We start from the raw sequence: 14,710 nt of genomic DNA on the forward strand, positions 1-14,710 counted from the left end.
CCCTGCCGCTACGGCTTGCTTTGCCTCTTCTTTCTTATCGAATCCGTCGTTCGCCTGCTTGAATTCGTAACGCATTGTCAAGAGTGCAGTTTTCTGCAGCAGCTTATCGACGATTTGTCCTGTTACGGATGCCGGCATCTGGCCCGATTTGCCCGCTTCAAGCGCTGCGGTTAACTGTTCATTGACTTTTTCTTCGTATTCTCCATCCAGCATCTGGAGATGTTGCTTCAATTTCTCATCATACAATTTCTTTGCTTTGTCCCACTCGACAGGCGTTTTGTCTTCCTCTTCCTTCTTTACCAGACCCACCAATTCTTTTACGGCTGAGGTATACGCCGCGGCATCTACCTTATTTGTCTCCGGTTTGCTTGCTTCCGTCTTCGTCTCGGTCGCCTGCTCCTGCTTGGTTTCGGTTTGCGGTTTTGCCGCTTCTTCGCTTGCGCCGCATCCGGATAAAACAAACATCGTTGCCACGGCAGTGGTGGTTAGTACTTTCCATGCTTTCATGATGACTTCCCCTTTTCCCTCTTTGTATATTTTTTTAATAATAAGAATCATTATCATTGGAACCATACTACATGTAGTGTAATGTGAGTGAGAACTATTGTCAACAATAAAATAGAGCAACCATTTTATTCATGCATCTTTCTCATTTCCCTATCCCGATATATTGAAATCCATGCTCTTTCCATTGATGCCGATTGTACATATTGCGGAAATCAAATATGTTTTTTTCTTCCATTGTCCGGGCCAACTTGTCCTTATCCACTGCCAGGAATTCCGGCCATTCCGTCAGTATAAGAAGAGCATGCGCTCCCTCTGCCGCTTCGTATACATCCCTGCCATACCGAATCCGCCCTCCCCATCTCTCTCTGGCTTTCTTCATCGCCTTCGGGTCGTAGGCAATGACCTGTGCCCTCTCCGAGAGCAGGTGGTCAATGACAGAAATCGTGGGCGATTCCCGCATATCATCCGTATTCGCTTTGAATGCCAGGCCGAGGACGGCGATGCGGCGGTCCCGCAAATCCGAAAGTACCTGCTTGACCCTTTCGACAACATATGTTTGTTGTCTCTGATTGCTTTCGATAACCGATTCGATGATAGAAAGCGGCATGCCCGCTTGTCGTGCCAAGCGCGCGAATGCTTCCGTATCCTTCGGCAGGCACGAACCGCCATAACCCGGACCCGGCTTAAGATGTCTCCCGCCGATTCGTGGATCTGCTCCCAGTGCAGCCGAAAGCGTCTCTATGTCCGCTCCCACCGTATCGCATAGCCGGGCGATTTCGTTAATAAACGCAACCTTCATCGCAAGAAAGCTGTTCGCGCTGTATTTAATCATCTCTGCCGTTTGCCAGTCCGTCGTATACAGGGGAACGCCTGTCTCTACCAGCGGCGCATACAAATCCCGCATAACGGCAAGAGAACGTTCGCCTGCTGCTCCTAGTACAATCCGGTCCGGCTGCAAGAAATCGTGCAGGGCATGCCCTTCCCTTAAAAATTCAGGGTTTGCCACTACCTCACATGCAGCAACTCCGCATGTTTGCTCCCGCAGACGGGCTTGTACCACTTCACATGTTCCAACGGGTACGGTGCTTTTTACCACGACTACCGCATCTTTTTTCGCGTACTGTCCAATCATATCAGCGACAGAGAATACTGCCGTTACATCCGGTGACCCTTTCTCCTGGCCGGGTGTACCTACAGCAATGAAAATGATGTCAGCCTGCCCAATGCCTGCCGCCAAATCCGTTGAAAATGAAAGCCGTCCCTCCGTCATCTGAAGGTGCATCATTTCCTCCATATCCGGTTCGTGAATCGGCAGCACGCCCAGTGAAAGCTGATTAATTTTTTGTTCATTAATATCAAGGCAGCGGACCACAGCCCCGAAGTGCGCAAGCCCCACACTAACGGCAAGCCCGGCGTAGCCCGCTCCGATAACGGCCACTCTTTTCATATGCTTTTCCCCTACCAAACTTGAAAAAATTTTGCTTTTTGCTTCCTCCATGCTTTACACTATTGTTTAGGTTATGCACCATTGCGGTAAAAATCAAGCAAATTCATGCGGGAAAGCGAGGGAATTGTTTGAATCAGAAACCGTTTTTTACGCTTGTCATCGTGCTGACAACAATAAGCGGCTGGGCCCACTATTTCACGGAATCGGCCGGTTTGCAGTTTGTCACCACGTCGGCCGCCATCATTATGCTGGCCGGCCTGCTGGGCAAGGCAACAGAAAGCGTCGCCCATTATGCTGGGGAGCGTGTCGGAGGCTTTCTGAATGCAACATTCGGGAATGCGGCGGAGCTAATTATCGCCATTTTCCTGCTCAAAGAAGGATTATTTGATATGGTGAAAGCCAGTATCACCGGGTCCATTATCGGTAACTTGCTGTTAGTGCTGGGCTTAAGCGTCATTGCAGGCGGCCTGAAGTTCAAAGAGCAGCGCTTTAATCCGCTGCTTGCCGGGCATAATTCTTCTTTGATGCTACTGGCGGTTATCGCACTCTTTATTCCGGCCGTCTTCTTAAAACAGCTTCATGAAGAACGGACCATTACGCTCAGCTTAATCATCTCCGGACTTCTTATTGTCGCCTACATACTCTGGCTGCTCTTCTCTATGATTACCCATAAGGAAGAGCTGGCCGATCAGGCTGCGGAAGAAGAAGCAGAAACCGGGCATATGTGGAGCAAAGGATTCTCCATCATCCTTCTTATCGTCGCAACCGTATTCGTGGCGATTACAAGCGAATGGCTCGTACATAGCATTGAAGAGGTGGCCCACAACCTGGGCTGGTCGGAAATTTTCGTCGGCGCCTTCGTCATTGCGATTGTCGGTAACGCCGCCGAACACAGCGCCGCCGTCTTCCTTGCCATGAAGAACAAAATCGGCGCCTCGGTGGAGATTGCGGTAGGAAGCAGTCTGCAGATTGCCCTGTTCGTCGCTCCGACACTCGTATTTGTCAGCCTGCTGTTCGGCAAACCAATGGACCTTGTCTTTACTTCATACGAACTAGCCGCCATCGGGGTAGGAGCATTCATCGCTTCTTCCATTTCACGGGACGGCAGCACCAACTGGTACGAGGGCGTGCTGCTTGTTGTTGTCTACATTATTCTCGGTGCGGCGTTCTATTTTCTATAAAAGGGGAGAGAAAATGTGGCAAATGTAATCACAGTAAACGGCAATGTCAAATTCCCTATCACGCTTGATCCGAGCGTATGGATTTTCGACGACCGAAAGTTTAAAATGGAAGACTTCTTCGCCAACCTCGGTGAGGAAAAAACGGAAAGCCATGAAGATGAGCTTATGAAAATCGGACAGCGATGGGACCGGGAACTGACCGAGGGTGTGATCCCGACCAAGCAAAGCGAGAAGCTGTTCGTCGAGAAAAAGAAAATCGTAGGGGATTACGGCATGAATTTGCAGCCGTTTATTAAAAACGCGGAACCCGGCTCTGACGCTTCGCGGCTTGTCTGTCGCCTGCAAAACGGAGAAGAAGTTCCCCTCTCGCTTGATGAAGCATATGACGCGGTGCTTTGTTTCGCAATTGACGGCAAACCGATCCGGGAAGACGGGCCTGTGCACCTGTATTACGGGGACGGGCGCAACATGGATAATCCGATCCGGGGCATTATCGGATTTACTATTGAATAACTTTCGCCTGCGAAAAGCCGGGAGATGCCGCGAGTGTTCCCGGCTTTCTACATAATATTTCGAAAAAAATTCGCTTTATTCTCTTTTTTTTTGAATTTTTATGGTATTTTGATTGTGTACAATGTTGTACAGATTTGTTTACGTTGGAGAGGAGAGAAACTATGTACGTACCTTTACTGCTGCAGGATTTCTTAAAAAGAGCCGTATACCACTATCCACAGAAAACGGCCGTTGTTGACGGCGAACGGCGTTTTACCTACGCAGAGATTGGAAAACGCGTAAACCGCCTGGCAAACGCATTCCAGGCGCACGGAATCGGGAAGGGAGACCGCATTGCTGTGCTGTCCCCGAACCGTCTGGAAATGTACGAGGCATTCTATGCAGCTTTCCTGCTTGGTGCGGTTATCGTACCGCTGAATACCCGTCTGGTTCCTGCAGACTATGAGTATATTGTAAACCACTCCGGTGCCAAAATGTTTCTAATAGACGCAGAGCTGGCTCCGCTCATTGAACCGATTATAGGACAGCTTCAGAGCGTAGAACGCTATATCTCTCTGCCTGTAGAAGGATTCAAAAACCATAACGGTTGGCTTATCTACGACGATATAATTGAAAGCGCTTCGGAGAACGCCGTGGACGTTGAAGTTGATGAACGGGATATGGCCACCATCCTGTACACCAGCGGTACAACCGGGCGTCCCAAAGGGGTTATTCAAACCCATCGCAGCCTTTATATGAATGCGATTAATACCATTATCCATGTACGCGCCGAAGATGAAGACGTGCTGCTTCATACGCTTCCGATGTTTCACGTCAACGGGTGGGGCACACCATTCTCCTTTACCGGCATGGGTGCAACTCACGTAATGCTGCGCAAGATTGATCCTAAGCATATTGTGCATCTGGTCCAAACGGAAGGTGTAACCGTCGCCTGTATGGCACCTACCGTACTGAATATGATTTTGAATGAGCCTACGTCCAAGACAGCCAGCATTCCGCAGAATGTCCGCGTAGTCATCGCCGGCTCCGCTCCGCCGCCGTCTTTCGTGAAAGCGGTTGAAAAAGAATTGGGCTGGACATTCCTGCAGGTGTACGGCATGACGGAGGTTTCGCCGTTCGTCACCGTCGGCCATATCAAGAAAGACATCCGCGACACGGCTGATGAAGAGCGCATTCATCGCTTAAAAGCCAAAGCCGGAATTAGCATGATTAACGTTGAAGCGCGCGTTGTCAATGAAGACGGAGAAGATGTAGAGCCGAACGGCGAGGAAATAGGCGAAGTCATCTGCCGCTCCAACTCCGTTATGGACGGTTACTGGCTGCAACCGGAAGAAACGGCACGTTCCATCGTAAACGGCTGGTACCATACCGGTGATATGGCAACCATTGATGAGAACGGCTATATCGATATCGTTGACCGGAAGAAAGATATTATTATCAGCGGAGGTGAAAATATCTCCTCCATCGAAGTCGAAGGCACGCTGTATGAGCATCCGGCGGTGCTTGAGGCAGCAATCATTGCCATTCCGCATGAGAAATGGGGCGAAGTGCCGCACGCCGTATGTGTGCTGCGTGAAAATGCAAACGTGACGGAAGAGGACATCATCGCATTCTGCCGTGAGCGGATGGCACACTTCAAGTGTCCAAAATCGGTTCAATTTGTTGCAGAGCTGCCGAAAACCGCATCCGGCAAAATTCAAAAAGTCGTGCTGCGCGAGCCATTCTGGAAAGAAGCCGGACGCAAAGTCAATTAGCAATACAAGATCGGGAGGCTGCACGCTCTCCCATCCCGCACAAAAACGAGGCGGAAGACGCCTCGTTTTTGTATGTTTATTCATTTATACCGTAAATTTTTTGTCGAAAAAAAAGACCCCGCAAAAGCGGAGTCAAAAACAACAACTCTCAACCAATTGAATAAGTTGTCATAAAAAGAATAATATAAAATTCGGCAAGAAACAATAGAAAATTTAGGGAAAATGGTGATTTTTAAGCAAAAATCGACAAAAATTTAACGGTTTTCCCCCAAAATCCTATGCGGTACACGCTGGGCGGACAAAAGCTCAAGAAATGCGTCTTCTGCCTCAATCGGCAGCAGGCAGCTAAGCGTTTCAGAAAAGTACATATGGATACGTTCGGCACCGTTAGCCAGAAAAAGCAAACGATATGCAATATCCAAATCTTTAAGGCCAAAAAAGTAATCAAGCCGTGCAGGCGTAAGCTCCGTTGTAAACGTCCGGCTCAGTAATACCCCGTCCCGTCGGTATTCCCGAGGCGAAGCTTCACGTGCTCCCATTACGGTAAGAAACTCTACAGCACGCTCCAGTCCTACGAGCTTTGCCATCTCCGCATCATTGTACTCGATCTCGACTGCGGTCAGCCCGTCCCGCATCACCTCCAGCATACAGTGAAACAGCTTTCGAATCACCAGATTGTTCGGGGAAAGACGGTGGTCTTCGAATCGGTATACATACTGTACCGTTTGCGCTTCCCTGTGTTCGATCCTGTGTAAGTACAGATACTGCACAACGTCCCTCCTTGCCGCTTACTTGCGCTCTTTGATTTGTTGCAGCACCTTACCGTCGATTCGCTTGAGCAGCGCCAACAGCAACTGCTTCGCCGCTTCGTAATCATCCCGGTGAATGATGGCTGCATGGCTATGAATGTAGCGGGCCGGAATACCAATCACGGCGGAAGGCACACCTTTGCCTGTCAGATGTACCCGGCCTGCGTCCGTGCCGCCCGGCGAGACAAAAAACTGATAGCGAATTCCCAACTCTTCTGCTGTATCGATCATAAAATCACGAAGTCCCGGCAGCGTCACCATCGTCCGGTCCACGATTCGCATTAAGAGGCCGTCGCCCAGCTTGCCCATGCCATCCTTGACACCCGGAACGTCTCCTGCAGGACTTGCATCCAGTGCGAAGAATAAATCCGGCTCAATCATATTGGCTGCCACACCTGCACCGCGCAGTCCTACCTCCTCCTGCACGGTAGCACCGCCGTAGATGATATTCGGATGCTGCGTGCCTTTCATTTCCTGCATCATCTCAACCGCAAGCGCACAGCCGTATCGGTTATCCCATGCTTTCGCCATCAGCTTCTTCGGATTGCTCATGACCGTGAACGGGCAGACCGGGAGAATCGGCTGCCCCGGCCGAAGCCCCATACGTTCCGCATCCTCCTTGTTATCCGCGCCTACATCAACGAACATATCTTTCATGTCCATCGGTTTGTTTTTCCAGTTTTCCGGCAATACGTGGGGCGGAATGGAGCTGATCACGCCCATGACCGGTCCACTCTCCGTCATAATTTGGACGCGCTGAGCCAGCAGCACCTGACTCCACCAGCCGCCCAGCGGTTGAAACTGAATAAATCCTTTTTCGGTAATTCTCGTAACCATGAACGCCACTTCATCCATGTGTCCTGCCACCATAATTCTCGGACCGTTCTCTTCCCCGCGCAGCACGCCGAAAATTCCGCCAAGATTATCATATACAATTTCATTCGTCGTCTCGCTTATGTATTCGTGCATAATGCCGCGTACTTCCCCTTCGAACCCGGGGGCACCACAAGCTTCCGTTAACCGTTGAAACAGCGTCATTTGCTTATTCACACACTTCATCCTTCCACTGGTTTCTTTTTTACGATCATAGCAGAAAAAAAGGAGAACACAAACTATCCCCGATCTCGCACGGCCGCCGTACGGTGTTTATGCGAAAGTTCCGGCACGGCAATGCCGACGAGAATAATCACCACACCAAGCCACTGTAAGAGACTGACCTTTTCGTGCAACACTACGCTGGACATGAATACCGCCATTGGCAGCTCTGCGGCGCTTAGAATGGTTGCCAGGCCGCCTCCGACATGCGGCACGCCAAGCGTAAAAAATAAAGTGGGAATAACGCCTCCAAATAGCGCAAGCGGCAGAGCGTAAACAAGAAGCCCTTCCGTTAGCGCGCCGTTTAATAAAAATGAAGGCGGATAGACGATGAACGTAATAAGCACCGACCCCGTTAGCATGACTGCGGAGCGCGTATAGGGGGGAATTTCATGCCCCACCCTCCCGCTAAAAATAATAAATAGCGCATAAGTAACCGCTGACAGCAGTCCGAACAGAATCCCCACCGGGTGTAAACTGCCAAATTCTCCTGCCAACACACCGCCTGCGAGCAGCGTCCCTGTTGCCAAAAGCACAAGAGCCGCCACCTTTTCTACGCCGGGCCGGCGTCGCTCTATAAACGATTCGATTATCACGCCAATCCACGTAAATTGGAACAAGAGCACAATCGCGATTGAAGCCGGCACATACTGCAGCGACTGATAATAAAGTATGCCGGTCAGGCCAGTCGCAAGGCCGGTTCCCGCCAGCGTAAGCCATTGCTTTCCCCTGACTTTCCGCCGCGAGAATAGAAGCGCCACTCCCCACATAAACACCATAGCGAAAAACATCTGACTGCCGCTGACTTCCCCCGGCAGAAATCCGGCTTGATACGCCAGTTTTACAAATGTTGATAAAACACCGTAGCTGCACGCGCCCAAGAACACAAGCAGCACGGAACTCCAATATCCCATGCCGTCCCTTCCTTTCCAGGCGATCTTCTTTCTTATTGTACTACAATTCCCAAGAAAACAATGCCAAACATATCGCGTCCCGGCTTCGGGCAAGCTTTTAGCAGGAGGTGTTGGACTGATGAGAAAAGGCATTATCCCGATCGCACTCGGAACCGCCGTGACCTTAACCGGTGTCAGCATGCTGAACCGTCGTCATATGGATATCCGCAGCGATAATCCATACGCCTGGGGATTGGCAGGCTTCGGCCTCGCCCATATTGTCCTGGGCGCTATCGACTCCATGCGTGACAATAGCCATAACGGAGACGATCTCTTCTAAACGGATGTCTGCGTCCTGTCTATGGCAAACAAAAACGCGGGGGTCCCCCGCGTTTCGTTTTTCATAACGTATACAGGCTTGCTCTCCGATCGGCGAAAATCGGAATCCGCCTGCGCACATCTTCCACCAGCGTTCGATCCAGCGTACCGACAACAATTTCTTCCCCTTCGCCACCTTCGGCCACAATCTCGCCCCACGGGTCGATGATAAGCGAATGCCCGAAGAACGTATTGTTCGGGTCGCTGCCTACCCGGTTGCAGGCCACGACATACATCTGGTTTTCGATTGCGCGGGCAATCAATAGCTGCCGCCAATGGGCAAGACGCGGGTTGGGCCACTCCGCTACCACGAACAGCACTTCCGCACCAGCAAGCGCACCTTTGCGAATGCTTTCTGGAAAACGAATATCATAGCAAATCTGCAGGAACGCAGGCATCTCGTCAAGCGTAAAGCTTTCGATCGCTTCACCTGACTGTAAATATTTCTCTTCTTCCATCAAGCGGAATAAATGTACCTTGCTGTATTCGTGCACCACCTCGCCGTTCGGAGCAAAAACCAACGAAGTGTTATATGTACCTTCTGCTTTCCGGTTTGCGATCGATCCCCCAATGATATACACTTCATATTGCTGCGCCAGCTCCCGAAATAATTCCCTGGCTTGTTCGCCTTCCCGGTCGGCAATCTCTTCAAGTCTTGTCAGGTCATAACCGGTATCCCATAACTCCGGCAACAGCACAATATTCGGTTTGGGTGTTAGCGTTCCGATTTTGTCGAATTGTTCGCGCACGCGCTTTCGGTTTTCCTCCGGTTTACCAAACTCTATGTCAATTTGAAGCATTGCAATATTGTATACACTCACTATGCATTCCCCTTTCCCGCGCTCTGTCATTAGTTTTAATCATAAACTGTCTGCCTCTGTGTTATCGGAAGTGTAACGATAATCTTCGTGCCATAGCTCCCCGTTTGGATGCGAATGTCCCCATCGCTTTTTTTGACCAGTTCTTTGCTTAGTGCAAGTCCGATACCCGTCCCTGTTTCTTTTGTTGAGTAAAACGGCTCAAATGCCATCTCCAGCGCTTCATTCGACATACCGGGCCCATTATCTACAACCTCAATCCGAACTTCCGTCCCGCTCTCCCGGTATGCGTATATTTCCACGCGTCGGTCTTCCTGATTATGCACCGCTTCAAACGCATTGTGAATAACATTTACAAGCACCTGCTTAATCGACTCGCGCTGAATATGCACCAGAAAATCTTCCATAGGCGGATACAGATAGAACGCTATATTTTCCTGAATGGTTTTCGCTTTGACGAATTCCTGCACTTCCGACAACAGCGAATTCAGCGAAACATCCGAAAGCGGAGATTCTTCTGCCTGTCCTTTACGCGAGAACTGCAAAAACTGTGTAATGATCCGATTGATTTCTTTTGTTTCATGCAGAATAATTCGAAAATATTCATCGCGTTTATGCCGATCCATTTGTTCGTCTTCACGAATCAGTCTTAGAAAGCCATCAATCGCTGACAGCGGGTTGCGCACTTCATGCGCCATGCTTGCCGCCATCTGCCCCATAATGACCATACGCTGTTCATGCAAGCGCTCAATGGTATTGTCCTTTTTAGCCAGATACCCAAGCAGGAATTGGTCGACGAACTCGTCCACTACGCTCTCGGCCCGTTCATACTCGCTGTACATTAGCTCACGAAACATTTTTCTTACGCTATCCATAAAAGCCCTACGATAGAGATTGGCCATCAGCAGTGCAGTCTGGAATTCAAAATGTTTTGCCCCTATTTTATAGCCGATTGCATACGCTTCGCGCAATGATTTTTTACGCGCCCGCCCCACTTTCTGATTATAGAAAATCAGATGGAGCAGATAGAAGGTACGCACGGAAAATTTAAACCGCCATCTGCGATTGTTCATCCGCTCTAGCTGAATGTAGCTGGCCAGCTCGGTATGCGACACAAGCTCGATAAAATGGCGATCCACAATCATTCGTGCATACTTACGGAGAACCGCATAGGAAACGGGAGGCTGCACCGGCGCTTCACTCCTTTTACCAACAGTCTTTCTCAATCATTATACTCTTCCGAAACAAAAAAGCCAGCAGACATTTTGCTGGCTTTCCTGATTCGACAAAATTCGTATTAACTAAACACCGGTTCGGCAAATGAAGACAATTTCTCAAACGAGGTTTTGTCTACATCGGCATGCAGACTGTTGCCGTGTGAATCCATCGTAACGATGGCGGCAAAGCCTTCCACCTGCAAATGCCACATCGCTTCTGGAATACCAAATTCAAGAAAATCGACGCCTTCCACTTTTTTGACACAATCTGCATAATATTGCGCCGCACCACCGATTGCATTGAGGTAGACGCCGCCGTGCTCCTGTAGGCCTTTCAACGTTTTCGGACCCATGCCGCCTTTACCGATGACGACGCGAATACCGAATTTCTTCATAATGTCAGCCTGGTAGGGCTCCTCACGAATACTTGTCGTCGGGCCTGCCGCTTTCACATGCCATTCTCCACTGTCGTCTTTGGACATAACGGGACCACAGTGGTAAATCACACCGCCGTTCAAATCAACCGGACAGTCATGATCCATCATGTATTTGTGGAATGCATCACGACCGGTATGGATGAGACCGTTGATAATGACCACGTCTCCAACTTTCAGGCTGCGAATTTGCTCTTCCGTAATCGGATATTGCAGCACAACTTCACGGCGTTCTTCCGTTTGTTCAGGCTGTTGTACGCCTTCATGTAAATCTGCCGTTCCTTCTTTGTACAACCATTCTTTGATTTCGCCGGTGGCCGGATCGATGGCTACACCCTGACGGCGGAACGCCCAGCAGTTATAGGCAACCGATACGAAGAAGCTGGCCGGAAGACGGTTGATGGCACCGATTTTACAGCCGAGCAACGTCGTTTCGCCACCAAAGCCCATCGTGCCGATACCGAGCTCGTTCGCTTTTTCCATAATATAGTCTTCAAGCTCCGCCAGTTGCGGGTTCGGATTTACATCATCAACCTTACGGAACAATTGCTCTTTAGCGAGCGCGTATCCGCTTGTGCGGTCACCGCCGATGCCCACACCAATAAAACCGGCGCTACAGCCCTGGCCCTGCGCCTGGTATACGCTGTGCAGAATGCATTTGCGAATGCCGTCCAAATCGCGGCCCGCTTTGCCGAGGCCTTCAATTTCCATCGGCAGGCTGTACTGGATGTTCTTATTCTCACAGCCGCCACCTTTTAGAATAAGCTTTACTTCGATTTCGTCTTTTTCCCACTGCTCGAAGTGAATGACCGGCGTGCCCGGTCCAAGATTCGTTCCGCTGTTTTCGCCTGTCAACGAATCAACGGAGTTCGGGCGAAGTTTCGCTTCTTTCGTCGCCAATTCAACCGCTTCAAGAATGGCTTTCTTCATCTCAATCTGATTGGCTCCTACCGGCGTATGTACTTCAAATGTCGGCATACCGGTGTCCTGACAGATCGGGGAGACGTTCGTTTCAGCCATCTCAATGTTTTGCGCAATGGTTGTCAGTGAGAGCGCAGCGCGTGTACCGGCATTCTCTTTCTTTCTTGCGTTTGCCACCGCGCGGCGCACATCCGGCGGAAGATTGGTGGACGTTTCGACGATCAACTTGTATATGCTGTCTTTAAATTGTTTCATAAGACTCCTACCCCTTTTCCCATGAAAAATCACTCTCAATTTTTCATTATATCGGACATTTTACCAAGGGGGAAGGCTTATCCAGGATTTATCACGGGGGCGATGCACAACCATCCTGTTGTTCGTGGCTTACAACACAAGCCCTCCGGCCTGTATGCCCCACCAGAGCAGGAAAAGAAGAAGCGCAGTTGCCCCCGCTTTTATCCAGGCGCGTGAACGATGTTTGGGAAGCCCTACGAGTGCGGAAGCAAGAAAGCCTCCTACCAGTCCTCCCAGATGCGCATAATTGTCGATGATGCCGGGTGATAAAAAACCGATGGCCAGGTTGATACCCAGCACAACTAAAATGTTAGTTCCCAACGTGCGGAAGAACAGTTCCTTATTTTGTGTACCGAAATACAGCATCGCGCCAAACAAGCCGAAAATCGCGCCGGATGCGCCGGCCGAAATATTATCCGAAAACGCAAAACTGCTGACTACACCGCTAATGCCGGACAGCATATAAATGACCAGGAAACGTGCCGAACCGTAGATTTGCTCCGCCAGCGCACCCAGCGAGTAAAGGGCGACACCGTTGAACAGAATATGCATAAACCCGATATGAAGAAACATAGGTGTTATGAAGCGCCACCATTCCCCGGCGAGAATAAGCGGGTTAAACTTCGCTCCGAATAGCAAGAGTACCCGCGGGTCCTGGCTGCCCCCGCTTAGCTCCATCAAAATAAACACGGCAATAATCATGATAAGAAATAGATACGTAAAGCGAGGTTTGCCATAGAAGAATGTGGCGCGCATCTCTTGCTCCCGCTCGGCTTCCATCTGTTCAATGCTACGCATCCAATAGGAGGCGGGAGGTTCTTCTTCACCGAATGGCGTACCGGTAAACAGATCGGACCTGCTGAATCCGTCCCCGGCTTTCCGAATCCATCTCCCCTCTTCCAAACCATATCCGGCTACATGCAACGATACCTGTTGTTCATGAATCCCTTCTTCCGCCTGCAAAGCGTCTCGCATACTTTCCGCTACCGGTTCGTAACATATATACACAATCTGCCCCTGGATGCTTCTGGCACCTGCTTGCCTTCGGATATCTTCAAGGCGTGCGGCGCCATCCCGCACATCATATCCTAATGTAGCTCCCCAGAGAAAATCGGCCAGTCGAAGCTGCACATAGCGCAGTTCCCTCCCCTTCTGCCGCAACAGCTCAATCATCTCTTCTCCGGCCCCGAGTACCGTATACTCTTCCTCGGTCACAAGGCGATACGTTACCTTCCATATGTATTGCTGTGCTAAGGTAATGTCCAAACGATTCTTCCTTTCCGCAAAATAAAAGTTAAATATACTATACTATACGTATGCATGATATGAAAAATCAAACAGTTACTCGAGAGGAGGATACCCTGTTATGACGAGCGAACCGGTGCTTGAGCTGCACCATGTCTTTAAATCGTATCATACACCCCACTACCGCTCCACACCACTCAAAGACGTAAGCGTAACAATAGCCAAAGGAGCGTTTATTACCATTACCGGCCCGTCCGGTACAGGAAAAAGTACGTTGTTCCGTCTGCTGACCCGTCTTGAGGAGCCTGACGCAGGACGGATTGTTTATCTGGGCAAACCGCTTCTCGAATGGGATCCGCCCAGGTTGCGCCGCAAAGTCCACTATGTCTTTCAATCCCCTGTTCTCTTTCCGGGTACAGTGGCCGACAATCTATCGTATCCGGCCAGGCTTGCGGGAGATAGTATCACGGAAGAGTATATGAGCAGCCTGCTGCGCCGGGTGGCTCTTTCCGAAAAGTATCTGTCACGCGGTATCGGAGATCTGTCCGGCGGCGAAAAACAGCGCGTCAATATTGCACGCTCCCTATCCCTGGAGCCTGATATCCTTCTGCTTGATGAGCCGACATCCGCTCTCGATGAGAAGAGCACAAAACATATCGAGCAGGAAATCCGCGCCTATCATGAGGCAGGACATACCGTATTATGGATTACCCATTCGCCGGAACAAGCGAAACGCTTAGGGAACGTCACATGGCATTTGGAAGACGGATGTTTGGAGGTACTGGTTGCACCATGAGCATCGTTACCACACTCGCCACGACCGGCTTTGTCTTCATCGCCATGCTGCTCTCGCTGCGTCTCCGCCTCGGCCTGGAACGCGATATGTTCACTGGTACTATACGCGCTATGATCCAGTTGGTCGCAGTCGGATATGTTCTGGAATTTATTTTCACAAGCCGCCATCCGTTGTTTATCGGCTGCATGCTGCTTGTCATGGTATTCGTTGCCGCCCGCAGCTCCGCCAAGCGGGGCAGAGGCGTGCCGCATGTGTTTGCGCGCATCTTTTTTACCATTGCCGCTGTCACTGCGGTTACAATGGGGACCATGCTTGGACTGGATATGATTAAATGGGAACCGAAATCCATCATTCCCGTTAGCGGCATGGTCATCGGTAACTGTATGATCGTCTCATCCCTGCTGCTGA

The 14,710-nt window shown here is 50.2% G+C and carries 14 protein-coding genes and 1 pseudogene; 6 read left to right on the top strand and 9 right to left on the bottom strand.

Annotated features, from left to right (window positions below):
* Both B2899_RS15150 and B2899_RS15155 read right to left on the bottom strand, forming a co-directional pair.
* Positions 1-507: pseudogene (locus tag B2899_RS15150) on the bottom strand (hypothetical protein); the annotation flags it as partial.
* A gap of 142 nt (positions 508-649) precedes the next feature.
* Complete coding sequence (locus B2899_RS15155; protein ID WP_286886891.1) at positions 650-1,954, bottom strand: UDP-glucose dehydrogenase family protein; 1,305 nt, start codon at positions 1,952-1,954, stop codon at positions 650-652.
* A gap of 128 nt (positions 1,955-2,082) precedes the next feature.
* Between B2899_RS15155 and cax the strand changes: the two genes are divergently transcribed.
* The 3 genes from cax to B2899_RS15170 all read left to right on the top strand — a co-directional run bounded on the left by cax (position 2,083) and on the right by B2899_RS15170 (position 5,402).
* Positions 2,083-3,135: a calcium/proton exchanger gene (cax, locus tag B2899_RS15160; RefSeq protein WP_146810234.1), complete on the top strand. Its 1,053-nt coding sequence runs from the start codon at positions 2,083-2,085 to the stop codon at positions 3,133-3,135.
* Positions 3,136-3,150: 15 nt separating this feature from the next.
* Positions 3,151-3,648 (top strand): peptidyl-prolyl cis-trans isomerase, encoded by a 498-nt coding sequence (locus tag B2899_RS15165; RefSeq protein ID WP_286886893.1) that lies wholly within the window; start codon positions 3,151-3,153, stop codon positions 3,646-3,648.
* A 161-nt stretch (positions 3,649-3,809) separates the two neighbouring features.
* Complete coding sequence (locus B2899_RS15170) at positions 3,810-5,402, top strand: long-chain-fatty-acid--CoA ligase (RefSeq protein WP_286886894.1); 1,593 nt, start codon at positions 3,810-3,812, stop codon at positions 5,400-5,402.
* Positions 5,403-5,656: 254 nt separating this feature from the next.
* On the opposite strand, the gene B2899_RS15175 is transcribed toward B2899_RS15170, so the two are convergent.
* From B2899_RS15175 to B2899_RS15185, 3 genes are all read right to left on the bottom strand, one after another.
* Positions 5,657-6,172: a hypothetical protein gene (locus B2899_RS15175; RefSeq protein ID WP_146810231.1), complete on the bottom strand. Its 516-nt coding sequence runs from the start codon at positions 6,170-6,172 to the stop codon at positions 5,657-5,659.
* A gap of 18 nt (positions 6,173-6,190) precedes the next feature.
* A complete protein-coding gene (locus B2899_RS15180) occupies positions 6,191-7,249 on the bottom strand; it encodes a M42 family metallopeptidase (protein WP_146810247.1) in 1,059 nt (352 codons plus the stop codon).
* 74 nt (positions 7,250-7,323) lie between these two features.
* Entirely contained in the window at positions 7,324-8,220 is an 897-nt protein-coding gene (locus tag B2899_RS15185) for an EamA family transporter (RefSeq protein WP_286886896.1), read from the bottom strand.
* Between the two features lie 118 nt (positions 8,221-8,338).
* Between B2899_RS15185 and B2899_RS15190 the strand changes: the two genes are divergently transcribed.
* Positions 8,339-8,539, top strand: a complete 201-nt coding sequence (locus tag B2899_RS15190) for a hypothetical protein (RefSeq protein WP_146810246.1) — start codon at positions 8,339-8,341, stop codon at positions 8,537-8,539.
* Positions 8,540-8,600: 61 nt separating this feature from the next.
* Here B2899_RS15190 and B2899_RS15195 read toward each other — a convergent pair whose 3' ends face one another.
* The 4 genes from B2899_RS15195 to B2899_RS15210 form a co-directional block, all read right to left on the bottom strand.
* Positions 8,601-9,428 (bottom strand): carbon-nitrogen family hydrolase, encoded by an 828-nt coding sequence (locus tag B2899_RS15195; RefSeq protein ID WP_174760607.1) that lies wholly within the window; start codon positions 9,426-9,428, stop codon positions 8,601-8,603.
* A gap of 5 nt (positions 9,429-9,433) precedes the next feature.
* A complete protein-coding gene (locus tag B2899_RS15200; protein WP_286886900.1) occupies positions 9,434-10,621 on the bottom strand; it encodes a sensor histidine kinase in 1,188 nt (395 codons plus the stop codon).
* Between the two features lie 71 nt (positions 10,622-10,692).
* Entirely contained in the window at positions 10,693-12,222 is a 1,530-nt protein-coding gene (locus tag B2899_RS15205; protein WP_146811063.1) for a fumarate hydratase, read from the bottom strand.
* 129 nt (positions 12,223-12,351) lie between these two features.
* Complete coding sequence (locus B2899_RS15210) at positions 12,352-13,527, bottom strand: rhomboid family intramembrane serine protease (protein WP_286886904.1); 1,176 nt, start codon at positions 13,525-13,527, stop codon at positions 12,352-12,354.
* Positions 13,528-13,627: 100 nt separating this feature from the next.
* Here B2899_RS15210 and B2899_RS15215 point away from each other — a divergent pair, with 100 nt between their 5' ends.
* Positions 13,628-14,302, top strand: a complete 675-nt coding sequence (locus tag B2899_RS15215) for an ABC transporter ATP-binding protein (protein WP_146811064.1) — start codon at positions 13,628-13,630, stop codon at positions 14,300-14,302.
* Positions 14,299-14,710: ABC transporter permease (locus B2899_RS15220; protein WP_286886907.1), on the top strand; the 412-nt coding region annotated here is incomplete at its 3' end. The genes B2899_RS15215 and B2899_RS15220, both read left to right, overlap by 4 nt.

This window comes from Aneurinibacillus sp. UBA3580 (genome assembly GCF_002375825.1).
Taxonomy (GTDB): Bacteria; Bacillota; Bacilli; order Aneurinibacillales; family Aneurinibacillaceae; genus Aneurinibacillus; species Aneurinibacillus danicus.

Bases quoted from the DNA above. Each gene is read 5' to 3' on its own strand.
- B2899_RS15205 (WP_146811063.1), bottom strand. From the start codon at position 12,222: ATGAAACAATTTAAAGACAGCATATACAAGTTGATCGTCGAAACGTCC.
- B2899_RS15180 (WP_146810247.1), bottom strand. From the start codon at position 7,249: ATGACGCTGTTTCAACGGTTAACGGAAGCTTGTGGTGCCCCCGGGTTC.
- B2899_RS15215 (WP_146811064.1), top strand. From the start codon at position 13,628: ATGACGAGCGAACCGGTGCTTGAGCTGCACCATGTCTTTAAATCGTAT.
- B2899_RS15190 (WP_146810246.1), top strand. From the start codon at position 8,339: ATGAGAAAAGGCATTATCCCGATCGCACTCGGAACCGCCGTGACCTTA.
- B2899_RS15185 (WP_286886896.1), bottom strand. From the start codon at position 8,220: ATGGGATATTGGAGTTCCGTGCTGCTTGTGTTCTTGGGCGCGTGCAGC.
- B2899_RS15170 (WP_286886894.1), top strand. From the start codon at position 3,810: ATGTACGTACCTTTACTGCTGCAGGATTTCTTAAAAAGAGCCGTATAC.
- B2899_RS15195 (WP_174760607.1), bottom strand. From the start codon at position 9,428: ATGACAGAGCGCGGGAAAGGGGAATGCATAGTGAGTGTATACAATATT.
- B2899_RS15155 (WP_286886891.1), bottom strand. From the start codon at position 1,954: ATGAAAAGAGTGGCCGTTATCGGAGCGGGCTACGCCGGGCTTGCCGTT.